The sequence below is a fragment of the Pseudomonas sp. LAM2023 genome (assembly GCF_016620375.1).
Lineage (GTDB): Bacteria > Pseudomonadota > Gammaproteobacteria > Pseudomonadales > Pseudomonadaceae > Aquipseudomonas > Aquipseudomonas anuradhapurensis.
Window position 1 is genome coordinate 36,518 of the sequence record NZ_JAENHV010000023.1, and the last position, 22,261, is coordinate 58,778.

22 protein-coding genes are annotated in these 22,261 nt (G+C 65.1%); 18 read left to right on the plus strand and 4 right to left on the minus strand.

Going from position 1 to position 22,261, the window contains the following annotated elements; genetic code table 11:
* The first annotated feature begins 47 nt into the window (after nt 1-47).
* From JKP78_RS13105 to JKP78_RS13120, 4 genes are read left to right on the plus strand one after another with little or no spacing between them, the layout of a single operon-like run.
* Complete coding sequence (locus JKP78_RS13105; RefSeq protein WP_186685086.1) at nt 48-542, plus strand: DUF6231 family protein; 495 nt, start codon at nt 48-50, stop codon at nt 540-542.
* Between the two features lie 2 nt (nt 543-544).
* Nucleotides 545-1,021, plus strand: coding sequence for a YchJ family protein (locus JKP78_RS13110; protein ID WP_170031859.1), 477 nt, complete (start codon nt 545-547; stop codon nt 1,019-1,021).
* 1 nt (nt 1,022) lies between these two features.
* Nucleotides 1,023-1,505, plus strand: coding sequence for an LEA type 2 family protein (locus JKP78_RS13115; RefSeq protein WP_186685089.1), 483 nt, complete (start codon nt 1,023-1,025; stop codon nt 1,503-1,505).
* A gap of 7 nt (nt 1,506-1,512) precedes the next feature.
* Entirely contained in the window at nt 1,513-1,710 is a 198-nt protein-coding gene (locus tag JKP78_RS13120) for an SEC-C metal-binding domain-containing protein (RefSeq protein WP_003258907.1), read from the plus strand.
* Here JKP78_RS13120 and JKP78_RS13125 read toward each other — a convergent pair.
* A complete protein-coding gene (locus JKP78_RS13125; protein WP_234454610.1) occupies nt 1,688-2,908 on the minus strand; it encodes an MFS transporter in 1,221 nt (406 codons plus the stop codon). The genes JKP78_RS13120 and JKP78_RS13125 overlap by 23 nt on opposite strands.
* A gap of 155 nt (nt 2,909-3,063) precedes the next feature.
* On the opposite strand from JKP78_RS13125, the gene JKP78_RS13130 reads away from it, so the two are divergent.
* The 8 genes from JKP78_RS13130 to pdeM all read left to right on the plus strand — a co-directional run bounded on the left by JKP78_RS13130 (nt 3,064) and on the right by pdeM (nt 14,601).
* The gene (locus JKP78_RS13130) at nt 3,064-4,437 is read left to right on the plus strand and encodes an aminotransferase-like domain-containing protein (RefSeq protein ID WP_200626788.1); all 1,374 of its coding nucleotides are present in this window, start codon (nt 3,064-3,066) and stop codon (nt 4,435-4,437) included.
* Between the two features lie 85 nt (nt 4,438-4,522).
* The gene (locus tag JKP78_RS13135) at nt 4,523-6,964 is read left to right on the plus strand and encodes a penicillin acylase family protein (protein WP_200626789.1); all 2,442 of its coding nucleotides are present in this window, start codon (nt 4,523-4,525) and stop codon (nt 6,962-6,964) included.
* A gap of 104 nt (nt 6,965-7,068) precedes the next feature.
* Entirely contained in the window at nt 7,069-7,410 is a 342-nt protein-coding gene (locus JKP78_RS13140; RefSeq protein WP_186685092.1) for a hypothetical protein, read from the plus strand.
* A gap of 99 nt (nt 7,411-7,509) precedes the next feature.
* Complete coding sequence (locus JKP78_RS13145; protein WP_186685093.1) at nt 7,510-8,526, plus strand: ligase-associated DNA damage response exonuclease; 1,017 nt, start codon at nt 7,510-7,512, stop codon at nt 8,524-8,526.
* On the plus strand, nt 8,523-10,181 hold the full coding sequence (locus JKP78_RS13150; protein WP_186685094.1) for an ATP-dependent DNA ligase: 1,659 nt from the start codon (nt 8,523-8,525) through the stop codon (nt 10,179-10,181). The genes JKP78_RS13145 and JKP78_RS13150 overlap by 4 nt, the downstream gene beginning before the upstream one ends.
* 133 nt (nt 10,182-10,314) lie before the next feature.
* Entirely contained in the window at nt 10,315-11,430 is a 1,116-nt protein-coding gene (locus JKP78_RS13155; RefSeq protein ID WP_170031876.1) for a succinylglutamate desuccinylase/aspartoacylase family protein, read from the plus strand.
* Nucleotides 11,431-11,497: 67 nt separating this feature from the next.
* Nucleotides 11,498-13,951: a ligase-associated DNA damage response DEXH box helicase gene (locus tag JKP78_RS13160; protein ID WP_200626790.1), complete on the plus strand. Its 2,454-nt coding sequence runs from the start codon at nt 11,498-11,500 to the stop codon at nt 13,949-13,951.
* Nucleotides 13,948-14,601 carry a ligase-associated DNA damage response endonuclease PdeM gene (pdeM, locus tag JKP78_RS13165; RefSeq protein ID WP_186685097.1) on the plus strand — a complete coding sequence of 218 codons (654 nt, stop codon included), beginning with the start codon at nt 13,948-13,950 and terminating at the stop codon, nt 14,599-14,601. Before JKP78_RS13160 ends, pdeM begins: the two co-directional genes overlap by 4 nt.
* A 4-nt stretch (nt 14,602-14,605) precedes the next feature.
* Here pdeM and JKP78_RS13170 read toward each other — a convergent pair whose 3' ends face one another.
* Entirely contained in the window at nt 14,606-14,833 is a 228-nt protein-coding gene (locus JKP78_RS13170) for a hypothetical protein (RefSeq protein WP_186677747.1), read from the minus strand.
* Nucleotides 14,834-14,926: 93 nt separating this feature from the next.
* Nucleotides 14,927-15,493, minus strand: a complete 567-nt coding sequence (gene dcd / locus JKP78_RS13175) for a dCTP deaminase (RefSeq protein ID WP_003254920.1) — start codon at nt 15,491-15,493, stop codon at nt 14,927-14,929.
* 328 nt (nt 15,494-15,821) lie between these two features.
* On the opposite strand from dcd, the gene JKP78_RS13180 reads away from it, so the two are divergent.
* Entirely contained in the window at nt 15,822-16,031 is a 210-nt protein-coding gene (locus tag JKP78_RS13180; RefSeq protein WP_003254922.1) for a cold-shock protein, read from the plus strand.
* A 146-nt stretch (nt 16,032-16,177) separates the two neighbouring features.
* Here JKP78_RS13180 and apbC read toward each other — a convergent pair whose 3' ends face one another.
* On the minus strand, nt 16,178-17,272 hold the full coding sequence (apbC, locus tag JKP78_RS13185; protein WP_186685099.1) for an iron-sulfur cluster carrier protein ApbC: 1,095 nt from the start codon (nt 17,270-17,272) through the stop codon (nt 16,178-16,180).
* Between the two features lie 158 nt (nt 17,273-17,430).
* Here apbC and metG point away from each other — a divergent pair, with 158 nt between their 5' ends.
* The 5 genes from metG (at nt 17,431) to JKP78_RS13210 (ending at nt 22,259) form a co-directional block, all read left to right on the plus strand.
* Nucleotides 17,431-19,470 (plus strand): methionine--tRNA ligase, encoded by a 2,040-nt coding sequence (metG, locus tag JKP78_RS13190; protein WP_170031891.1) that lies wholly within the window; start codon nt 17,431-17,433, stop codon nt 19,468-19,470.
* A gap of 168 nt (nt 19,471-19,638) precedes the next feature.
* On the plus strand, nt 19,639-20,172 hold the full coding sequence (locus tag JKP78_RS13195; protein WP_186685101.1) for an Rnf-Nqr domain containing protein: 534 nt from the start codon (nt 19,639-19,641) through the stop codon (nt 20,170-20,172).
* Entirely contained in the window at nt 20,169-21,143 is a 975-nt protein-coding gene (locus tag JKP78_RS13200) for an RnfABCDGE type electron transport complex subunit D (RefSeq protein ID WP_186685103.1), read from the plus strand. Before JKP78_RS13195 ends, JKP78_RS13200 begins: the two co-directional genes overlap by 4 nt.
* Entirely contained in the window at nt 21,140-21,742 is a 603-nt protein-coding gene (locus JKP78_RS13205; RefSeq protein ID WP_186685105.1) for an RnfABCDGE type electron transport complex subunit G, read from the plus strand. The genes JKP78_RS13200 and JKP78_RS13205 overlap by 4 nt, the downstream gene beginning before the upstream one ends.
* Nucleotides 21,735-22,259, plus strand: coding sequence for an Rnf-Nqr domain containing protein (locus tag JKP78_RS13210; protein WP_186685107.1), 525 nt, complete (start codon nt 21,735-21,737; stop codon nt 22,257-22,259). The genes JKP78_RS13205 and JKP78_RS13210 overlap by 8 nt, the downstream gene beginning before the upstream one ends.
* Nucleotides 22,260-22,261 lie beyond the last annotated feature (2 nt).

Sequence of the window (22,261 nt, forward strand, 5' to 3'; positions counted from 1 at the left end):
CATACGCTGTGGCCCGCTAGTCTTGGACGACTTGAAGAGGACTTGCAATGAACGACCGCTTTTCCCAGCGCACCCCGCAGCAGGCCCTGGCTGCCCTGCTCGATCGTTTCACCCCGCAACGCCTGCTGCTGGTGGGCACGCGCTTTCCGGCACTGGACGCCTTCGCCCAGGCCCACCCGCAAGTGACCATCGCCACCGCAGCCCCCGGCCCGCTGCCGGCCGAACTGGCGGCGCAGCGCTTTGACCTGGCGCTACTGGTGGACTGCCTGGAGCATCTGCCCAAGCGCACCGGCCTGGAACTGCTCGGCGGGGTGCGCAACCTCAATGCCAGCCGGGTTGCAGTGCTGGCCGACCTGGCCGCCTGCGGCTGGCAGGACACCGACTTTTTTGCCCTGGCCCTCTCGGCCAGCGAGAAATTCTGCCGGGACGAGCAGGTCCTGAGCCTGTTCACCTATGATCTACATGACTACAAGCAGGTACCGGACTGGCTCAATGCCAAGTTCTGGGCCAACCCGGAAAACTTTGGCAAGTACTGGTGGTGATGATGAGTGTCTCGGTCTGCCCTTGCGGCAGTGGCAACCTGCTCGACGCCTGCTGCGGGCACTACCATGCCGGCACCCCGGCGCCGGATGCCCAGGCGCTGATGCGCTCACGTTACAGTGCCTATGTGCTGGGCCTGGTCGACTACCTGGTGGCCACCACCCTGCCGGCCCAGCAAGCCGGCCTGGACCGTGCCGCCATGGCCGCCTGGAGTGCCCAGAGCACCTGGCTGGGCCTGGAGGTGGAAGCGGCAGAAGTGCTGGGCGGCCAGCCTGAACATGCCTTTGTGACCTTCACCGCACGCTGGCACGACCAGGATGGCGATCACCAACACCGCGAACGCTCGGCCTTCGTCCAGCATGCCGGGCATTGGTATTTCATCGACCCGACGGTCGGGCTCAAGGCCGGGCGCAACGACCCCTGCCCCTGCGCCAGCGGCCAGAAGTTCAAGAAATGCTGCGCCAGCTACGTAGGTAGCTGAGATGATCGCCCCCGCCCGCCTGCTGCTCGCTCCGCTGCTCGCCTGCCTGGCCCTGCTGGCGGGCTGCAGCAGCTGGGGCGGCGATGACTGGCGCGAACCCGAGGTGCACCTGGTCGAGGTCGAGACGGTCAAGGCCAGGTTGCTGGAACAGGAGTTCGTGCTGCACCTGCAGGTCGTCAACCCGAATGACAGCCGCCTGTTCATCCGCAACCTGTCCTATGCCATACGCCTCAACGACCTGCTGCTGGTGCAGGACGAAACCAGCCTGTGGCGCAGTGTCGGCGGGCATGCCCGGCGTACCTTCAAGATCACCGCGCGAACCAACCTGTGGCAGCACCTGAAACCACTGGCCAAGCTGCTCAAGAGCGGTGAGCCGCTGCACTACAGCCTGCAGGGCGAACTGGCGACCGGCTTGCTCATGCATCGGGACCTGCACTTGTCGCGCAGTGGTGAGATAATCCCCGGCGATTACCACCCGGAGTAACCCTGCAATGTCCCAGCAACCCCATGTTCATGGCCCTGACTGCAACCACGATCATGATCACCACCACGATCATGGCCACGTTCACGGCCCACACTGCAACCACGGCCACCAGGAGCCGGTACGCAATGCCCTGAAGGACGTTGGCCGTAACGACCCATGCCCGTGCGGTAGCCAGAAAAAGTTCAAGAAGTGCCACGGCGCCTGACCTGAACAGCACGTGCGCGCCCCGCCAGCGGGCCGCGCAGTGCATGGCCACAGGCCAGAAGCAGCACGATGCACAGTGCCATGCAGATGGCATTGGTACCCTTCCAGCCGACCGAGCCCAGCAACAGCGACGGGCTGAATGCGCCAACGGTGGCGCACAGGGCGATGGCCAGGTCGTTCTTCCCTTGCATGTGCATGGCCGACGGGCTGTGCTGCAGCGTTTGCGCCAGCAGCGCCCCGCCGCCCACGTAGGTCAGGTTCCAGCCAAGGCCAAGGGCTATCAACGACAAGGTCATCATCGCGTAACTGTGCGACCACAGGTTCATGGCCGTGCAACCGATCAACAGGCCCAGGCCGGCGCAGAGGGTGGCCCTGATCCCGAGCTTGTGGATGATGGCGCCGGTGAAGAACGACGGGGCGAACATGGCGATCACATGCCATTGAATCGCCAGGCGCACGTCGGAGAAATCCTCATGCAGGTGTTTCATGTGCATGGAAGCCTGGATCATCAGCAAGTTCATGACCCCGTAACCCAGCGCGGCCACGGCCATGGCCACGACCAGCACCGGGCTGAGCGGTTCGCTGGTTGCAGCAGACGCGTTTCTCGCTGGCACCCGGATCGCCCCTGTGGCCTCGCCGGGCAGGCAGGCGGCAATCAGCAAGGACATCGCCGCCAGGCCGACAAAAGCGGCGTAACACAGCGAAAACAGCGGGTAGCCGCCAACGTCGCGGAGCCACTCGGTGAGTGCCGGCCCAACCACGGCAGCCATCACACCGCCGGCCACAACCAGGGAAAGCGCTTTGGGTTTCAGGCTCTGTGCCAGGTTGTCGGTAGCGGCAAAGCGGTTGAAGTTGGCGAACGCAATGTAGATACCCAACGCCGAGTGGCTGATCACCAGGGTCGCGAAGTGCTGTTGCTGCACCGCCAGGTAGCCGGTAATGCCGGACACGGCCAAAGGTATCGAGCCCAGCATGAATGCCCGCTTGCGGCCAATACGGCCCATCAGCCTGGAGACCGGGTAAGTGGCCAGCATCATGCACAGGAACTGAAAACCGTAAGGCACAGTGGACCAGGTGCTGGCAGGCGCCAGCGCCGCCCCGACAGTGGCAGCCATGGTCACCGACATGACCGCTGTCGTCAGGTTGATCGATTGCGCCGTGAAATACAGGTAGGTGCGCCGCGGAAGTGTGCTCGACATGGCATGTGCTCAGGTGGGTGGACGGTCACGTATCCGGCACTTGCAACGGCACCGGCGGGGGCATGGTGGCAGCTGCCGCGCCCTGAAACGCAAACAGTCGACGCACTTTCCGGTTAACTGTTAGGCTGTTTTTTCTAACAGTCGGCGGACCCGCCATGCGCCCGAACAGCCTGCATGACCAATTGAAACAGCGCCTCGAAGCCGGCGAGTGGCTGCCTGGCCAGCGCATGCCATCTATCCGCAAGCTAACCGCGGCGGCTGACTGCAGTTATCACGATGTCGTCTCCTGCTATGCCCGGCTGGTCAGCGAAGGTGTGCTGACCGCCATCCCAGGCCGCGGCTACTTTGTCGCCTGTAGCAGCCGGCAGCCAGGTACATCAGATACCGGCCCTGCCGAGCCCCCGGCAGGCATGGCCGACGACCCATTGTTCACGCTGCTGCAAAGTGGCCGGCACTACACCAAGCTCGGCAGCGGCTGGCTGCCACCGGCCTGGCGTGACACCGAGCTGCTGGCCAAGGCGATACGCCGCACTGCGCGGCTGGAGCAGAGTTCGCTGGCGGAATATGGCGACATCCAGGGCTACCTGCCCATGCGCAGGCAACTGTCCATGCACCTGCAGCGCCTGACCCGGATCGAAGCCCGCCCCAGCCAGTTGCTGACCACCCTGGGCGCCACGCAGGCACTGGACCTGGTTGCGCGGTTGCTGATCAAGCCCGGCGATCACGTGTTGGTCGACGAGCCCGGCAATGGCAACCTGATCAAGCTGATCCAGCTGGCCGGTGGCCAGGTACTTGGCGTGCGGCGTACCCAGGACGGGCCGGACGTGGAGGACATCAAAGCCCAGCTGGCCAGGCACAAGGTCAAGGCGTTCTTCTGCAACAGCAACTTCCATAACCCGACCGGCGGCAACATCAGCCCGCACATTGCCTTCGGCATCCTGCGCCTGGCGACGGAGCACGACTTCTTCGTGGTCGAGGACGACGTGTATGGCGACTTCAGCCTGGGCATGCGCCAGACCCTCGCCGAACTGGACAACCTCGAGCGGGTCATCTACATCGGCAGTTTCTCCAAGTGCCTGTCCGCGTCACTGCGCGTTGGTTACATCGCCTGTTCGGCTTCGCTGATCGAACCGCTGACGCGTCTGAAACTGCTGACCTGCGTTGCCGTGCCAGCGTTTTGCGAACGTTTCGTCAACACCATCTTGTCCGATGGCACCTATGCCCGGCACATGAAAGACCTGCAGCAGCGCATGATCCGCCAGCAGGCGCAAACCCAGCAATTGTTGCGAGCGCGTGGCTGGCAGTTCGACGTAAAGCCACAAGGCGGTATGTTCCTGTGGGTCTATCACCCTGAGCTGGCCGACCTGCAGCCGTTCATGCAGCGCCTGGAGCAGCACAAGGTGCTCCTGATGCCGGGCTCGGCCTTCGCCGTGAGCCGGGACTATCAAGGCCATGCACGCATCAATTGCACGCATTTTTCCGATGCCTTGGCCACCCACTTCAAGGTTTGTACCGGCGCTGGCAAATAAAGCGCCCAAGGACCTTGCATGGCGCCTGCGCGCTTACTACCTTAGCGCCTTTCCAAAACCGCCACGCCTTGCAGGAGCCCTTGTCATGGCCGCCCCCGCCTTCCCCCCCTTCCGCCCGCGGTTCGTAACCGCCGCCACGCTGCTCGGCATGCTCGGGCTGGCCGGCTGCCAGACGGGCGGCTACCAGGGCAGCGTGCCACCGGCCAGTGGCGTGCAGCCGCTCAAGGGCCTGGCGCAGAACGTCTCGGTACGGCGCAATGCCATGGGTGCGCCACTGATCGAAAGCAGCAGCTTCCATGACGCGCTGTTCAGCCTGGGCTACGTGCATGCCGGCGACCGTATCGAACAGATGGTGGCCATGCGCCTGCTGGCGCAGGGCCGCCTGGCCGAACTGGCCGGCAGCGACGCGCTGGACATCGACCGGCTGATGCGCGCCGCCAACCTCAAGCAGAGCGCCGCCCAGCAGTACGCCGAAGCATCGCCACGGCTCAAGCGCTTTTTCGAGGTGTATGCACGCGGGGTCAACGCTTACCTGTTCCGCTACCGCGACAGGCTGCCGGCCGGCCTGGCCAGCAGTGGCTATCGTCCCGAATACTGGAAGCCCGAGGATTCGGCGCTGATCTTCAGCCTGTACGCCTTCAGCCAGTCAGTGAACCTGCAGGAAGAACTGAGTGCCCTGGTCCTGGCGCAGAAAGCCGGCAGCGACAAGCTGGCCTGGCTGTTGCCCGGCGCCCCGGACGAGCCATTGGCCGAAGCAGAAGTAGACAAGCTCAAGGGCCTGAACCTGGCCAGCCAGTTGCCTGGCCTGCCAGCCCTGGCCGCCGCCAGCCAGAAGCTCGCCGACCTCGACCTGCTGGGCAGCCCCGGTTCGGCCAACCTGGCCCTGGCGCCGCAACGCAGCCGCAGCGGCAAGAGCCTGCTGGCCAGCGACAGCCGCGCCGCCTGGGCCCTGAGCCCGGTGCAGATCCACACCGGCAAGTACCAGGTCGCCGGGCTGTCGTTGCCCGGCCTGCCCATCGTGCTGGCCGGTTACAACGGCAAGCTGGCCTGGAGCAGCAGCGCGGTCATGGCCGACAACCAGGACCTGTACCTGGAACAACTGCGACATCAGGGCAGCCAGGTGAGCTACCTGGCCGACGGCAAATGGCTGCCGGCTCGCGCCCGTAGCGAAACCTTCTTCGTCCGTGGCCAGCGCCCGTTGCGCGAAGTGATGTATGACACCCGCCACGGTACCCTGCTGGCCCAGCCAGGCAATGCCAGCCTGGGCCTGGCGCTGAACCTGCCGCAGGTCAAGGGTGACCGCAGCCTGGATGCGCTGTTCGACCTGACCCGGGCGCAGAGCGTGGAGCGCGCCTTCGACAGTACCCGTGAAGTGACTGCCGCCGCCCTCAACTTCGTTTTCGCCGAGCCCGAGCACATCGGCTGGCAAGTCAGTGGCCGCTACCCCAACCGCCGCGACGGCCAGGGCCTGCTGCCATCGCCGGGCTGGGACGGCCGCTACGACTGGGACGGCTTTGCCGACCCGATGCTGCACCCTTACGACCAGGACCCGCCTGCCGGCTGGATCGGCCACGCCAACCAGCGCAGCCTGCCGCGCGGCTATGGCATGCAACTGTCCAGCACCTGGTACTACCCCGAGCGGGCCGAACGCCTGGCGCAGCTGGCCGCCAATGGCCGTCACGACAGCCGCAGCCTGATGGCCCTGCAGAACGACCAGGTCACCCTGCTGGGCGACAAGCTCAAGCAGGTGTTCGACGCCCCTGGCATGGCCCAGCCGCTGCAGCAGGCAATCGACGCCCTGCCCGCCGCCCAGCGTGACAAGGCCCGCGACGCGCTGGCCCGGCTCAAGGCCTTCGATGGCCGCCTGAGCCCGGTGTCGGCCGATGCCGCCCTGTACCAACTGTTCCTCCAGGAAGTCGCGCGACAAACCTTCCTCGACGACCTCGGGCCGGAATCCAGCCCGGCCTGGCAGGCTTTCGTCAGCAATGCGCGGTTGTCGTTCTCGGCCCAGGCCGACCACCTGCTGGGGCGCGACGACAGCCCGCTCTGGGATGACCGCAACACCCCGCAGAAAGAAGACAAGCCGGCCATCCTGGCGCGCAGCCTGGCTGGCGCCATCGACGCGGGCACCACGCAACTGGGGGCCGACCGCCGTGCCTGGCAGTGGGGCAAGCTGCACCAGTACCGCTGGCCGGCACCGGCCTACCACGGCCTGGGCGATGCCATCAGCCGCTCGTCGCAGGCTGCCGGTGGTGATTTCACCACCCTGGCCTTGACACCCTACGCCTGGGGCAGCGACTTCGATACCCGCCTGCCAGCCTCGGCACGGATGATCGTCGACTTCGGCCAGGCCGAGCCGTTGCAGGTGCTGACCAGCAGTGGACAGTCCGGCAACCCGGCCAGCGCACACTACAGCGACGGGCTGGATGCGTGGTTCAAGGGGCGCTTCATGAGCCTGCCGCTGCAGCAGCAGAACTTCGGGCGCGCGTATGGCAATCAGCGTTTGGCGTTGGTGCCTGGCCGCTAGTGGACCGTTTCCTGCTGACCCGCAGCCGGCCAGCTACCTAGCATCCTCGGTGCCGCACTGTTCCCCGACAGCTGCGGCACACTTCCATCAAGAGGATGATGAACATGGCTACAGAAACCCTGAAAATTGAAATTTCCTGGCCGGATACGCTCAAAGTTCCAGCTGGCGCTACCGTCAATGCACAACTTTGGGTAGGTACCGCCATCGCCGACTACCGCATGATCAGCGACGGAGATGCCAGCGCCCCTGCTGTCACTTCACCGGCCAAGCTGGAAATCACTTATGACACCGAGGACCTGCGGCCAAGCAGCGCCGACACCGTATGGGATCACTTCCGTACCGCTCCCTACCTGATGCATGACGGCAAACGCCTGAACATCTCCCGCGTTGCCAAGATCAGTATCGAAGACGCCAGAAAGTCGGGCTGGAAGATCGCTATTTCCTGACGCGGTCCGGGCAGCCCTCGAGAGGGCTGCCCTCACACATCGAACTTGCCGCGGCCCTCGACACTCTGAGCTAGCAAGCCCTATCCCAGACGTTGAGCCATGGACCTCGTCATCGCCCGCCCCGAAGGCCTGTACTGCCCGCCCGGTGATTTCTATATCGACCCGTGGCGGCCCGTGGACCGAGCTGTGATCACCCATGGCCACGGCGACCACGCCCGCATCGGCAATCGCCATTACCTGGCCGCCAGCCCTGGCGCCGGCATCCTGCGCAGCCGCCTCGGCCAGGACATCAATTTGCAGACCCTGGCCTACGGCGAACGCCTGCTGCACCATGGCGTTACCCTGAGCCTGCACCCGGCCGGGCATGTCCTGGGCTCGGCGCAGGTGCGCCTGGAGTACCAGGGCGAGGTCTGGGTCGCCTCCGGTGACTACAAGGTGGAGCCGGACGCCACCTGCGCACCGTTCGAACCGGTGCCCTGCCACACCTTCATCACCGAATCGACCTTCGGCCTGCCCATCTACCGCTGGCCCAGCCAAGGCGAAATTTTCTCCGGGATCAATGCCTGGTGGCGCGCCAACTGCGCACAGGGCAAGGCCAGCGTGCTGTTCTGCTACGCCTTCGGCAAGGCCCAGCGGATCCTCCACGGGCTGGACGCCAGCATTGGCCCGATCCTGGTGCATGGCGCCGTCGAGCCGCTCAACCGGGTATATCGGGAAGCTGGCGTGTACTTGCCAGAGACCCGCTACGCCGGTGATATCCCGCGCAACGACCCGCTGCTGCGCCAGGCATTGGTCCTGGCTCCACCCTCGGCCGCTGGCAGCAGCTGGATGCGCCGTTTCGGCGACTACAGCGATGCCTTCGCCAGTGGCTGGATGCTGTTGCGTGGCACCCGCCGACGGCGCGGGGTGGACCGTGGCTTCGTGCTCTCGGACCATGCCGATTGGCCGGGGTTGCTCTGGGCCATCGGCCAGACCGGCGCGGAACGGGTGATGGTCACCCACGGGTCAGTCAATGTGCTGGTGCGCTACCTGAACGAACAAGGCCTCGATGCCCGCGCCTTCGCGACCGAATACGGCGAGGAAGACGACGCTGTCGCCACGGGGCCAAACGCATGAAAGCGTTCGCCGACCTGTACCTGAGGCTGGATGCGACCACCTCCAGCGTTGCCAAGCTGCAGGCCTTGCGTGACTACTTCAGCACCGCCCCAGCTGCGGATGCCGCCTGGGCCGTGTACTTCTTGGCCGGTGGCCGGCCGCGCCAACTTGTGCCTACGCGGGTGCTGCGCGAACTGGCCACTGCGTTGGCCGGGCTGCCGGACTGGCTGTTCGAGGAAAGCTACCAGGCCGTTGGCGACCTGGCCGAGACCATTTCCCTGCTGGTGCCGCAAAGCCATCACGCGAGCGACGATGGCTTGGCCCACTGGGTCGAACACCATCTGCTGCCATTGCGCGGCCTGCCCGTCGATCAGCTTCAGCAACGCCTGGCGCCATTGTGGGCCCAGCTGGACCGCCCCAGCCTGATGCTGTGCCTGAAGCTTATCACTGGCAGCTTTCGCGTTGGCGTATCGAAGCTGCTGGTCACCCGTGCCCTGGCGCAACTGGCCGGGCTGGATGCCAAACGCGTGGCCCAGCGCCTGGTCGGCTACACCGACATCAGCCACCGCCCCACCGCCGCCAGCTACCAGAGCCTGGTCGCCCCGGCATCAGACGATGAGCATGGCCAGCGTGGCGGCCAGCCCTACCCGTTCTTTCTGGCTCACCCTCTGCAAGTGCCGAGCGAACAGTTCGATGCAGTGCTCGGCTCGCCAAACGACTGGCAGATCGAATGGAAGTGGGACGGTATTCGCGCCCAGGTGGTCAAACGCGACGGCCAGCTGTGGGTCTGGTCGCGCGGCGAGGAACTGGTCACCGAGCGCTTTCCCGAGCTACACAGCCTGGCGCAGACCCTGCCCGACGGGGTCGTGCTCGATGGCGAGATCCTGGTGTGGAAACCGGGCAGCTCGGCGGAACAGCTGGCGGTACAGCCTTTTGCCCTGTTGCAGCAGCGCCTGGGCCGCAAGACCTTGGGCAAGAAGCTGCTGAGCGATGCGCCGGTGGTCCTGCAGGCCTACGACCTGCTGGAATGGCAGGGCGAGGACTGGCGCAGCCGGCCGCAGCACGCGCGCCGCCGGCAGCTGGAACGGGTGCTCGAGGCACAGCCATTGGCCCCGGTGCTGCTCTCGCCGCTGCTCGAAGGCCCGGACTGGGCCGACCTTGCCCGCCAGCGCGAACAGTCACGCAGCCTGGGGGTGGAAGGCTTGATGCTGAAGCAGCGCGAGGCCTTGTATGGCGTAGGGCGGACCAAGGACATGGGCACCTGGTGGAAGTGGAAGATCGACCCGTTCAGCGTCGATGCCGTGCTGATCTATGCCCAGCGCGGCCATGGCCGGCGGGCCAGCCTGTACAGCGACTACACCTTCGCCGTGTGGGACGCGCCGGCCGGCACCCCGGGGCGGGCGCTGGTACCTTTTGCCAAGGCCTATTCAGGGCTCAGCGACGAAGAGATGCGCAAGGTCGACGCCATCATCCGCAAGACCACGGTCGAAACCTTCGGCCCGGTACGCAGCGTGGCACCGACGCTGGTATTCGAGTTGGGTTTCGAGGGCATCGCCCTGTCCCGGAGGCACAAGAGCGGCATTGCCGTGCGCTTTCCGCGGATGCTGCGCTGGCGGCTGGACAAGCCGGTTGAAGAGGCGGACGACCTGGCGACCCTGCAGGCCCTGCTGGCTTGAGACAATTCGCACCGCGAACCAGACCGCGCGCTGATCCAACTGATAGCGGATGAGGCGCAGTCACGCAATCTATGCTTCTATCTGTGTGCCGACCCGTGTCGCAGACCGTTTTCGCCACGCCATCAGGACGACCATGCACCATTCAACCCACGACCTGCTGTCCCCCGTTCCGGGCATCACCCGCCAGCTGCACAGCTTCCACTTCGGCCCCCGCGGTGGCGGCAAGGTGTATATCCAGGCCTCGCTGCATGCCGACGAGTTGCCGGGCATGCTGGTGGCCTGGCATCTCAAGCGCCGCCTGGCTGAACTGGAACAGCAAGGCCGCCTGCAGCGCGAGATCATCCTGGTACCCGTGGCCAACCCGGTCGGCCTGGAACAGGTGCTGCTGGACGCACCGCTGGGGCGTTTCGAACTGCAAAGCGGTGAGAACTTCAACCGCAACTTCGTCGACCTGTCGGACAGCATCGGCGATCAGATCGAAGAACACCTGACCCAGGACCCGGCGCATAATCTCGCCTTGATCCGCGAGTACCTGCGCCGTGGCCTGGATGCGCACCCTGCACGCACACCGCTGCAAGCCCAGCGCCTGATCCTGCAGCGGCTGGCCTGCGATGCCGACATGGTGCTGGACCTGCATTGCGATTTCGAAGCTGTGGAGCACCTGTACACCACCCCGGACGCCTGGGTGCAGATCGAGCCCCTGGCCCGCTATCTGGGCGCGCAGGCCAGCCTGCTGGCCACCGACTCGGGCGGGCAGTCGTTCGATGAGTGCTTCAGCCTGGTCTGGTGGCAGTTGCAGCAGCGCTTCGGCAAGCGCTTCCCGATTCCGTTGGGCTGCTGCTCGGTGACTGTCGAGTTGCGCGGGCAGGCCGATGTCAGCCATGACCTGGCCAGCAAGGACTGCCAGGCGATCCTCGACTTCCTGACCTACAGCGGGGTCATCGAAGGCGCCCACGCCGCCCTGCCCGCGTTGCGCAGCCCCGCTACCCCACTGGCCGCCGTCGAGCCCGTGGTCGCCCCGTTGGGCGGGCTACTGGTGTACCACGCCAAGCCTGGGCAAACCCTCGAGGCTGGCCAGCTGATCGCCGAAGTCATCGACCCGCTCAGCGACCGCGTGACTGCCGTGCGCAACGATCAGCCCGGCCTGCTGTATGCGCGCAGCGTACGGCGCATGGCCACCGCCGGCATGGTCATCGCCCATGTGGCCGGTGAGCAGGTATGCCGCAGCGGCTACCTGCTGGCCAATTGATCAGGTAAAACCATTGCATCTGGCCGGTTGTCTGTAGAAACACAGCCCGCCAAGGACGCCATGCCCGATGCCCGCCGCCACCGACCTCGCCAGTGCCTGGTTCGCCAAGCGTGGCTGGAAGCCGTTCGCTTTCCAGCGCCGTGTCTGGGCCGCCGTGGCACGCGGCGAATCCGGCCTGCTGCATGCCAGTACCGGGGCCGGCAAAACCTACGCGGTATGGCTCGCCGCGCTGCGCGCCTTCAAGGCCGAAGCCCAGGGGCGACAGGCTGCGCCGTTGCAGGTGCTGTGGGTTACGCCGATGCGTGCCCTGGCCGCTGACACCGCCCGCGCCTTGCAGGCGCCGCTGGACGAGCTCGGCCTGCCCTGGAGCGTGGGCGTGCGCAGCGGCGATACCGGCAGTGCCGAACGTGCCCGCCAAGCGCGACGCCTGCCCAGTGTGCTGGTCACCACCCCCGAAAGCCTGACCCTGCTGCTGACCCGCGCACAGGCCCGCGACGATTTCGCCACGCTGCGCCTGGTGGTGGTGGACGAATGGCACGAACTGCTGGGCAACAAGCGCGGCGTACAACTGCAACTGGCCCTGGCCCGCCTGCGCCGCTGGCACCCTGGCCTGCCGACCTGGGGCCTGTCCGCCACCCTCGGCAACCTTCAGCACGCGCTGGAGGTGTTGCTGCCGCAGGGTGGCCTGCTGGTGCAAGGCAGGCAAGACAAGCCGCTGCTGGTCGATACCCTGCTGCCGGCAGCCATCGAGCGCTTCCCCTGGGCCGGGCACATGGGCCTGAAGATGCTTGAACAGGTCTGCCAGGAAATCGACGCCAGTAGCAGCTGCCTGGTGTTCACCAACACCCGGGCACAGGCCGAACTGTGGTACCAGGCGCTGCTCGACGCACGCCCCGACTGGGCCGGGTTGATCGCCCTGCACCACGCTTCACTGGCCCGCGAGACCCGTGACTGGGTGGAGCGCAGCCTCAAGCAGGGCGGCCTGAAAGCGGTGGTCTGCACCTCCAGCCTGGACCTTGGCGTGGACTTTCTGCCAGTGGAGCGCGTGCTGCAGATTGGCTCGGCCAAGGGTATTGCCCGGCTGATGCAGCGGGCCGGGCGCTCCGGCCACGCGCCAGGGCGGCGCTCGCGGGTTACGTTGGTGCCCACCCACAGCCTGGAACTGGTCGAGGCAGCTGCCGCCAGGCAGGCCCTGGCCGCCGGGCACATCGAGGCGCGGTATTCGCCACGCCTGTGCATGGACGTGCTGGTGCAACACCTGGTCAGCATGGCCCTGGGCAGTGGTTTTCACGCCGAACTGTTGCTCGAGGAAGTGCGCAGCACCTGGGCCTTCCGCGAATTGCGTGACAGCCAGTGGCAATGGGCGCTGGACTTCGTCTGTCATGGCGGCAGCTCGCTCAGCGCCTACCCCGACTACCAGCGGGTCGAGCGCCAGGCCGACGGCATTTACCGGGTCGCCAGCGAACGCTTGGCACGCCGCCACCGCATGAGCATCGGCACCATCGTCAGCGACGCCAGCCTGCAACTCAAGTACTGGAGCAAGGGCGGTGGGGGCAAAGCGCTGGGCAGCGTCGAAGAAGCCTTCATCGCCCGCTTGCGGCCTGGCGATACCTTGCTGTTCGCCGGGCGCGTGCTGGAACTGGTACGCGTGGAAAACATGACCGCCTACGTGCGCCGTAGCAGCGCCCGCAAGGCCGCGGTTGCCCGCTGGAACGGCGGCCGCATGCCGCTCTCCAGCGAACTGGCCGAGGCTCTGGTCGGCCAGCTGGATGCAGCAGCACAAGGGCGTTTCGAGAGCCCGGAAATGCGCGTGGCGCGCCCGCTGCTGGCCTTGCAGGCGCAATGGTCGGCGCTGCCGTCCACCGCCACGTTGCTGGCCGAAACCTTCAAATCCCGCCAGGGCTGGCATCTGTTTCTGTACCCGTTCGCCGGGCGCATGGCCAACCTTGGCCTGGCCAACCTGATTGCCTGGCGGGTGAGCCGCGTGCAGCCGCTGTCGGTCTCGATCGCTGTCAACGACTATGGCTTCGAACTGCTCAGCCCCGGCAACGTGGATTGGGCGATCCACCTGCCGCAGGCACTGGCTACAGAGCACCTGCTCGACGACGTGCTGGCCAGCCTCAACGCGGGTGAAATGGCATTGCGGCGTTTTCGCGAGATCGCCCAGATTGCCGGGCTGGTGTTTGGCGGCTATCCGGCAGCGCAGAAAAGCCTGCGACAGATTCAGGCGTCCAGTGGCCTGTTCTACGAGGTCTTTCGCAAGCATGACGCCGACAACTTGCTGCTGGGCCAGGCGCGAGACGAAGTGTTGAATGAGGAACTGGAGATCGAGCGGCTGCATCGGCAACTGCTGAAAATGGAGCGCCTGCGGCTCGACCTGCGGCTGCTGCAACGGCCGGGGCCGTTGGCGTTTGCCTTGCTGGTGGAGGGCATGCGCGAAACCTTGAGCACCGAGAAACTGGCAGACCGGATTGCACGGATGGTCGCCGAACTGGAAAGCGCAGCGAGTAATACTCAATGACCGACCTATTGGCCATCGAACACTGTGGCCAGCAGCTCTGGCTGCTTTCCGACAAGGCCATCTACTGGCCGGCACGCCGCGCCCTGCTGGTCGCCGACGTGCACATCGGCAAGGCGGCAAGCTATCGCGCCCTGCACCAGCCGGTACCACGCGGTACCACTGCCGCGACGCTGGCCCGCCTGGATGCCCTGTTGGCCGCGCATGATTGCGAGCAACTGATCGTTCTGGGCGACTTCCTGCATGCACGCGCGGCGCGAGCGCCAGCGACGCTGGCCAGGCTGCAGACCTGGCGCGAACGGCACAAGACCGTGAAGATCGTGCTGATACGCGGCAATCATGATCGCAGCGCCGGCGATCCACCCACTTCTCTTGGCATCGAGGTACTGGACGAACCCTGGCTTCTGGAACCCTTCGCGCTACAGCACGAACCGCATGCTCATCCAACACACCCAGTGCTGGCCGGCCATGTCCACCCGGTCTTCGTCCTGCGCGGCAAGGCGCGACAGCGCCTGCGCCTGCCGTGCTTCATGGTCGATGGCCAGGTCAGCCTGCTGCCGGCGTTCGGCGAGTTCACCGGGGGTTGGGAAATTACGCCTACGGTTACCAGCCGCGTCTACCTGGCCGGTGCAGGGCGCGTCTGGGCGCTTTAGCGGTTCAGGCGACAGGCGCCGGAGGCGGTTCGTCAGGCAGAGTCGGCTCGCCCGGTTCCATGGGCGGTGTTTCGCCCGGCTCCGGCGGCTGTGGCGTATCTGGATCAGGCTGGTGGGGCACGCCCCCCGCCTGCATCGGCAGCGGGTGCGCCAGCAGTGACCAGGACAACAACCCCACATGGTTGGGCTGCAGGACTGCCAGCTTGGCACTGATTGCGGGATGGAGTTTCATTGGCTGCTCCTGACAAGGCCGCTGCGCATCATGCGCATCGGCATTATCCCGTTGGAGTGCCAAAGGCGCGGGTAATTCCCCGCGCTTGTCGGCTCAGGTACGCGGCAGGGTGACGCCGCGCTGGCCCTGGTACTTGCCGCCACGGTCCTTGTACGACACTTCACATTCTTCGTCGGACTGCAGGAACAGCATCTGCGCCACCCCTTCGTTGGCGTAGATCTTGGCCGGCAACGTGGTGGTGTTGGAGAACTCCAGTGTCACGTGGCCTTCCCATTCGGGTTCGAGCGGGGTGACGTTGACGATGATGCCGCAACGGGCATAGGTGCTCTTGCCCAGGCAGATGGTCAGCACGTCACGCGGAATGCGGAAGTACTCGACGGTGCGCGCCAGGGCGAAGGAGTTCGGCGGGATGATGCAGACGTCGCTCTTGATGTCGACGAAACTACCGGCATCGAAGTTCTTCGGGTCGACGGTGGCCGAGTTGATGTTGGTGAACACCTTGAATTCGTCGGCGCAGCGCACGTCGTAGCCGTAGCTGGAGACGCCGAAGGAAATTACCCGGTTGTCCTGCTCGCCGCGCACCTGGCGCTCGACGAACGGTTCGATCATGCCGTGTTCCTGCGCCATGCGGCGAATCCACTTGTCCGATTTGATGCTCATGGCGGGATGTCCTAGAAGAGTTGCGAGGGGAAAAACCAGACGCGCATCTTACCGGTCCCCGCGCCCAGGTTAAAGTTCCATGCCTCATCCCGCGCCGGGCGGGGGTTTGCGCCGCCGTCGATCCGAATTCGCCTAAAGCGCCTTCTGACCATTGGCAGGTTGCGGAAAGTGGGGTAAGGTGACGCCACTGTGCTGCACGTGACACCGAGAATCTCTAGTTTGATGCACGATCCTGATCGGCCCATCGCTGAATTTTCTGCTCTCTTTGCGCTCAGTCCCGGGCAGGGTTTTTCCTGACCGTTATCAAATTGTCCAAGGAGACAGAAAAATGTCCAACCGTCAATCCGGTGTTGTTAAGTGGTTCAACGATGAGAAAGGCTACGGCTTCATCACCCCTCAGTCGGGCGATGACCTGTTCGTGCACTTCAAAGCCATCCAAGCTGACGGCTTCAAAACCCTGAAAGAAGGCCAGGCTGTTACTTTCGTCGCTACCCGCGGCCAGAAAGGCATGCAGGCTGAAGAAGTTCAGATCGCCTAAGTCGATCGAGCTTTTTAGCTTTCAGAAAAACCCGCCTTCCGGCGGGTTTTTTTATGCCTGATGGGTTGAGCCTCGTAGCGCCTGGGAGAGCGAGCGCCGCGCGGGCGGCGCTCGCTCTCCCAGGCGCTACGAGGCTCAAGCCAACATCAATCCTCGCTGATGGTAATGCTCGGCATTGCCGGTGCAGCCGCTTCCTGCAGCACGATCCGCGCCCCGACCTGGCGCGCCAGCTCCTGATAGACCATGGCGATCTGGCTTTCCGGCTCGGCGATGGCGGTCGGCTTGCCATTGTCGGCCTGTTCACGGATAAGCATCGACAGCGGCAACGAGGCCAGCAGGTCGACACCATACTGGCTCGCCAGCTTTTCGCCACCGCCTTCACCGAACAGGTGCTCGGCATGGCCGCAGTTCGAGCAGATGTGCACGGCCATGTTTTCCACCACGCCCAGTACCGGGATGTTGACCTTGCGGAACATCTCCACGCCCTTCCTGGCATCCAGCAAGGCCAGGTCCTGCGGCGTAGTGACGATGACCGAGCCTGCCACCGGCACCTTCTGCGCCAGGGTCAGCTGGATATCACCGGTACCCGGCGGCATGTCGATCACCAGGTAGTCCAGGTCGTCCCAGGCAGTCTGGGTCACCAGTTGCAGCAGCGCACCGGAAACCATCGGCCCGCGCCAGACCATCGGCGTGTTGTCGTCGGTGAGAAAGGCCATGGACATCACTTCCACGCCATGCGCCTTGATCGGCACGAACCACTTCTGGTCACGGATCTGCGGGCGGGTCCCTTCGGCGATACCGAACATCACGCCCTGGCTGGGGCCGTAGATATCGGCATCGAGAATACCCACCCGAGCACCTTCGCGGGCCAGGGCCAGGGCCAGGTTGGCCGCGGTGGTCGACTTGCCCACCCCGCCCTTGCCCGAGGCCACGGCGATGATGTTCTTGACGTTGGCCATGGCCGGCACCTGGGCCTGGGCCTTGTGCGCGGCGACCACGCAATCGATCGACACCTGGACACTGCTGACGCCCGCGAGGTTGCCGATGGCGGTCTGCAGCACCTGGGCCCAGCCGTTCTTGAACAGCCCTGCGGCATAACCCAGCTGCAACTGCACGCTGACCTGGCCGCCCTGGATATCGATGGCGCGCACGCAGCCGGCGCTGACCGGATCCTGGTTCAGATAGGGGTCGGTGTACTGGCGAAGCACGCCTTCGACGGCGGCACGGGTGACGGCACTCATGGAGACTCCCATTGGCAAACTGAATGTAAAACAGGCGCCTATCCTAACCCGTCAATCGTCAGCAGATGTGCATGCGGGGTGAAATATCTTCGCCAGCCCTTTATAGTGGCCGATCAACCTCATTTTTACTCCGTCGCCAGATAAGTAGCCGAGCCACCATGTCCGAGCCACGTCAGATTCTCGTCACCAGCGCCTTGCCCTATGCCAACGGATCGATCCACCTTGGCCATATGCTCGAGTACATCCAGACAGACATGTGGGTCCGCTTCCAGAAGCTGCGCGGCAACCAGTGCATCTATGTCTGCGCCGACGACGCCCACGGTTCGGCCATCATGCTGCGCGCCGAGAAGGAAGGCATCACCCCGGAGCAACTGATCGCCAACGTCCAGGCCGAACACAGCAGCGACTTTGCCGACTTCCTGGTGGACTTCGACAACTTCCACTCCACCCACAGCGAAGAGAACCGCGAGCTGTCGAGCCTGATCTACACGCGCCTGCGTGAAGCCGGGCACATCGCCACCCGTTCGGTGACCCAGTACTTCGACCCGGAAAAGGGCATGTTCCTCGCCGACCGGTTCATCAAGGGCACCTGCCCCAAGTGCGCCGCCGAAGACCAGTACGGCGACAACTGCGAAAAATGCGGCGCCACCTATGCGCCCACCGAACTGAAGAACCCCAAGTCGGCCATTTCCGGTGCCACCCCGGTACTGCGTGATTCCCAGCACTTCTTCTTCAAGCTGCCGGACTTCCAGGCCATGCTGCAGCAGTGGACCCGCAGCGGCACGCTGCAGGATGCGGTGGCCAACAAGCTGGCCGAATGGCTGGACTCGGGCCTGCAGGAGTGGGACATCTCCCGCGATGCGCCGTATTTCGGCTTCGAGATCCCGGGCGAGCCCGGCAAATACTTTTACGTATGGCTGGATGCACCGATCGGCTACATGGCCAGCTTCAAGAACCTCTGCGCACGCCGCCCGGAGCTGGACTTCGATGCCTTCTGGAACGAGGGCTCCAAGGCCGAGCTGTACCACTTCATCGGCAAGGACATCGTCAACTTCCACGCCCTGTTCTGGCCGGCCATGCTCGAAGGCGCCGGCTTCCGCAAGCCGACTGCGGTCAATGTCCACGGCTACCTGACCGTGAACGGCGCCAAGATGTCCAAGTCGCGTGGCACCTTCATCAAGGCCCGCACCTACCTCGACCACCTGCAGCCCGAATACCTGCGTTACTACTACGCGGCCAAACTGGGCCGTGGCGTCGATGACCTGGACCTGAACCTGGAAGACTTCGTGCAGAAGGTCAACTCCGACCTGGTCGGCAAGGTGGTCAACATCGCCAGCCGCTGCGCCGGTTTCATTCACAAGGGCAATGCAGGCGTGATGGTTGCTGGCGATGCCGCACCCGAGCTGAGCGAAGCCTTCCTGGCGGCCGCCCCGTCGATCGCCGAGGCCTATGAAGGCCGCGACTTCGGCCGTGCCATGCGCGAGATCATGGCACTGGCTGACCGCGCCAACGCCTGGATCGCCGACAAGGCGCCGTGGTCGCTGGCCAAACAGGAAGGCAAGCAGGATGAAGTGCAGGCCATCTGCGCCCAGGGCATCAACCTGTTCCGCCAACTGGTGATCTTTCTCAAGCCGGTGCTGCCAGTGCTGGCTGCCGACGCCGAAGCCTTCCTCAACGTGGCCCCGTTGACCTGGAACGACCACCAGTCGCGCCTGGAAAACCACCAGCTGAACCCGTTCAAAGCGCTGATGAGCCGCATCGAGCCAGCCAAGGTCGAAGCCATGGTCGCCGCCAGCAAGGAAGACCTGTTGGCCGCCGAAGCCAAGGCCCCGGTCGGCAACGGCGAGCTGGCCAAGGACCCACTGTCGGCGGAAATCGAATTCGATACCTTCGCAGCCGTCGACCTGCGCGTAGCCCTTATCGTCAAGGCCGAAGCCGTACCGGGTGCCGACAAGCTGCTGCAACTGACCCTGGACATCGGCGACGAGCGCCGCAACGTGTTCTCGGGCATCAAGTCGGCCTACCCTGACCCGTCCAAGCTGGAAGGTCGCCTGACCATGATGGTGGCCAACCTCAAACCGCGGAAGATGCGCTTCGGCGTCTCCGAGGGCATGGTCATGGCGGCAGGCCCTGGCGGTGAAGAGATCTACCTGCTGAGCCCGGACAGCGGCGCCAAGCCAGGCCAGCGCATCAAGTAACCGGACGTGCCGGGGGGCTGCTGCGCAGCCCATCGCGACCCAGGGCCGCCCCTCCAGAAGATCACGTGTCCCTGTAGGAGCGGTCTTGTGTCGCAATGGGCCGCAAGGCGGCCCCACACTCTCTTCCAAACCCGGACAATCGCCGCGATTCCCGGCTATCGTCATGTCATGAGCGATTACCTTCTGGTCCTGATCAGTGCCGCGCTGGTCAATCACCTATGCTTGTCACCACCGCCGGGCCCCAGGCTGCACCTGCATGTGCATGGCCTTGCCTGCGCGCTATGCATCGCACTGGGAGTGGTCGGCGCAAGGCTCGCGATGCCCCTGCTGGGCGAAGGTCTTGAGCTGTTCCTGCTGTTGCCCTGGCTGGCACTGCTCGCCTGGGGTGTGCCGTGGCTGCTGGCACGCTGGCAACCCGCCTGGCCAGTGGCGCAACTGCCCGCGCTACTACTGAGCAACGCGGCGGTGCTCGGGTTGGCCCTGCAACAGGCAAGCGACGAAGACACCGGGTTCGCCACCTTGCTGCAAGGGCTGCTGGCCGGCGCCAGCTTCTGGCTGGCGCTGGTCTTGTTCGCCGACCTGCGCCAGCGCTGCAGCCACGCCGACATCCCTGGCGTTCTGCGCGGCCTGCCGATCGAGTTGCTCGGTGCCGGGGTGATGGCCATGGCATTTTCCGGCTTCAACGGATTGTTCAGCCAATGAGCGCCAAGCCCGACCCGCGGCTGCGCACCAGCATGGGCCTGGTGTTGCTGGCCTGCGTACCCGGCTTGCTGGTCTTGTCATGGCTACATGGCTGGGGGTTGCTGCTGAACCTGTTGCTGTGCGCCAGTGCCGCAATGCTGTGCGAAGCCCTGTTGCTGCGGTTGCGCGGGCAAGCGCCGAGCCCCGCGCTGAACGACGGCAGCGCCCTGGTAACTGCCGTACTGTTGGCCGCCGCACTGCCCACCCAGGCGCCCTGGTGGCTACCGGTGACCGCCGCCAGCATTGCCATCGGTATCGGCAAGCAGGCCTTCGGCGGGGTCGGGCGCAACCTGTTCAATCCGGCCATGGTCGGTTATGTCTTCGTGCTGCTGAGCTTCCCGTTGCAAATGAACCATTGGCCCGAGCCGGCACCCGGCCTGCTCGACAGCCTGCAACAAGTCTTCGCCGGCGGCGAACAGATCGATGCCTGGGCCCGGCCGACACTGCTCGATGGCCTGCGCCACAATCGCAGCCTGACCATCGATGAGCTGTTCGCCAGCCACCCGGGCTTTGGCAGCATCGGCGGGCGTGGCAGCGAATGGGTGAACCTGGCGTTCCTGTTCGGCGGCCTGTTCCTGCTGCAGCGCAAGGTAATCAGCTGGCATGCGCCGGCTGGCTTGCTCGCAGGCCTGCTGCTTTTCAGCCTGCTGGGCTGGAACGGATCGGGCTCGGACTCCAACGGCTCGCCCTTGCTGCACCTGTTTTCCGGCTCGACCATGATGGCCGCCTTCTTCATCGCCACCGAACCGGTGTCCGGCCCCCGGCATGAGTGGGCCAGGCTGCTGTTCGGCGTGGGTGCGGGTTTGCTGATCTACCTGATCCGCACCTGGGGCAGCTATCCGGATGGCACGGCGTTCGCCATCCTGCTGATGAACCTCCTGGCGCCGAGCCTTGAGCGCCTGGCGGCGCAGCGCCAGCAGGTTGCCCGATGAATCGCCTGGTTCGCGATACAGCACTGTTGCTGGTGATTGCAGCACTGGCCTTGTCGGCCACCCTGGCCTGGCGGCATTGGACAAGTCCGGTCATCGCCGATGCAGCGAAACAGCTGCAAGGTCGTCAACGGCTGGCGGTGTTGCCTGACGGCAGCTACGACAACCAGCCACTGGACAATCCACTGTCCAGGCCCGCCGCACAGCGAGCAAACAGCCGCATCCTGGCGGCTTACCGGGCCACGCTGGCGGGAAAACCGGCCGCCATCATTCTGGTTACCCAGACCCAAGGCTATGCCGGCCCGATCGTGCTGAGCGTCGCTATCAGCACAGACGGTCGGCTGATCGGCAGCCAGGTACTCGAACAACAGGAAAGCCCCGGGCTGGGAGCACGCCTGGGGGACCCACAGGTGAACTGGTTAGGGCAATTTGCCAGTCGACAGCTGGGCGACCATTGGGCGCTGAAACGTGACCAGGGCGACTTCGACCAGTTGGCCGGCGCCACCGTGACCTCACGCGCAGTGATCAGCGCACTGCAAGAAGCGCTCGGTTATTTCGACGAGCAGCGCAACGTGCTGCTGGAGGGCACCCAGGATGAATAGGTTCCATCTGCTTGGCACAAGCCTGGTGCCGCTGCTGGGCGCCACCCGGACACTGAGCGAAGGCGCTACCATCGGTGTGTGCGCGGTGTTGATGAGCGGCCTGCACCAGTTGCTGCTAGCGCCTCTGCGCCACAGGCTTGCCGGGTGGGCGCTCATGCTGGCCAGCCTGCTGTTGCTGGCGGCGCTGGCCAGTTGCCTGCAACTGGCGCTGCGTGCCTGGCTGCTACCGCTGGCACTCGCCCTCGGCCACTACCCCGCGTTGCTGTGCGTGCAATGCCTGGCCACCGACCACTTGCTGCCCATCCAAGGGCGCTGGCGTCTGCTTGCCAGGTACCTTGCCGCATTGCTTGCCAGCTGCCTGTTGCTCGGTGCCAGCCGGCAATGGCTGGCGGAGATTGCCGGCCTGCACCTGGCCAACCTGGCCCCCGGCGCCCTGATACTGCTCGGACTGCTGTGGGCCTTGTACAATCGCCTGCATACGGGCCCTGCCCACCCACGTCGTCAAGGAACGCCCTGATT

Excerpts from the sequence above, each read along its gene's own strand:
- JKP78_RS13105 (WP_186685086.1), top strand. The coding sequence starts at position 48 with ATGAACGACCGCTTTTCCCAGCGCACCCCGCAGCAGGCCCTGGCTGCC.
- JKP78_RS13110 (WP_170031859.1), top strand. The coding sequence starts at position 545 with ATGAGTGTCTCGGTCTGCCCTTGCGGCAGTGGCAACCTGCTCGACGCC.
- JKP78_RS13115 (WP_186685089.1), top strand. The coding sequence starts at position 1,023 with ATGATCGCCCCCGCCCGCCTGCTGCTCGCTCCGCTGCTCGCCTGCCTG.
- JKP78_RS13120 (WP_003258907.1), top strand. The coding sequence starts at position 1,513 with ATGTCCCAGCAACCCCATGTTCATGGCCCTGACTGCAACCACGATCAT.
- JKP78_RS13125 (WP_234454610.1), bottom strand. The coding sequence starts at position 2,908 with ATGTCGAGCACACTTCCGCGGCGCACCTACCTGTATTTCACGGCGCAA.
- JKP78_RS13130 (WP_200626788.1), top strand. The coding sequence starts at position 3,064 with ATGCGCCCGAACAGCCTGCATGACCAATTGAAACAGCGCCTCGAAGCC.
- JKP78_RS13135 (WP_200626789.1), top strand. The coding sequence starts at position 4,523 with ATGGCCGCCCCCGCCTTCCCCCCCTTCCGCCCGCGGTTCGTAACCGCC.
- JKP78_RS13140 (WP_186685092.1), top strand. The coding sequence starts at position 7,069 with ATGGCTACAGAAACCCTGAAAATTGAAATTTCCTGGCCGGATACGCTC.
- JKP78_RS13145 (WP_186685093.1), top strand. The coding sequence starts at position 7,510 with ATGGACCTCGTCATCGCCCGCCCCGAAGGCCTGTACTGCCCGCCCGGT.
- JKP78_RS13150 (WP_186685094.1), top strand. The coding sequence starts at position 8,523 with ATGAAAGCGTTCGCCGACCTGTACCTGAGGCTGGATGCGACCACCTCC.
- JKP78_RS13155 (WP_170031876.1), top strand. The coding sequence starts at position 10,315 with ATGCACCATTCAACCCACGACCTGCTGTCCCCCGTTCCGGGCATCACC.
- JKP78_RS13160 (WP_200626790.1), top strand. The coding sequence starts at position 11,498 with ATGCCCGCCGCCACCGACCTCGCCAGTGCCTGGTTCGCCAAGCGTGGC.
- pdeM (WP_186685097.1), top strand. The coding sequence starts at position 13,948 with ATGACCGACCTATTGGCCATCGAACACTGTGGCCAGCAGCTCTGGCTG.
- JKP78_RS13170 (WP_186677747.1), bottom strand. The coding sequence starts at position 14,833 with ATGAAACTCCATCCCGCAATCAGTGCCAAGCTGGCAGTCCTGCAGCCC.
- dcd (WP_003254920.1), bottom strand. The coding sequence starts at position 15,493 with ATGAGCATCAAATCGGACAAGTGGATTCGCCGCATGGCGCAGGAACAC.
- JKP78_RS13180 (WP_003254922.1), top strand. The coding sequence starts at position 15,822 with ATGTCCAACCGTCAATCCGGTGTTGTTAAGTGGTTCAACGATGAGAAA.
- apbC (WP_186685099.1), bottom strand. The coding sequence starts at position 17,272 with ATGAGTGCCGTCACCCGTGCCGCCGTCGAAGGCGTGCTTCGCCAGTAC.
- metG (WP_170031891.1), top strand. The coding sequence starts at position 17,431 with ATGTCCGAGCCACGTCAGATTCTCGTCACCAGCGCCTTGCCCTATGCC.
- JKP78_RS13195 (WP_186685101.1), top strand. The coding sequence starts at position 19,639 with ATGAGCGATTACCTTCTGGTCCTGATCAGTGCCGCGCTGGTCAATCAC.
- JKP78_RS13200 (WP_186685103.1), top strand. The coding sequence starts at position 20,169 with ATGAGCGCCAAGCCCGACCCGCGGCTGCGCACCAGCATGGGCCTGGTG.
- JKP78_RS13205 (WP_186685105.1), top strand. The coding sequence starts at position 21,140 with ATGAATCGCCTGGTTCGCGATACAGCACTGTTGCTGGTGATTGCAGCA.
- JKP78_RS13210 (WP_186685107.1), top strand. The coding sequence starts at position 21,735 with ATGAATAGGTTCCATCTGCTTGGCACAAGCCTGGTGCCGCTGCTGGGC.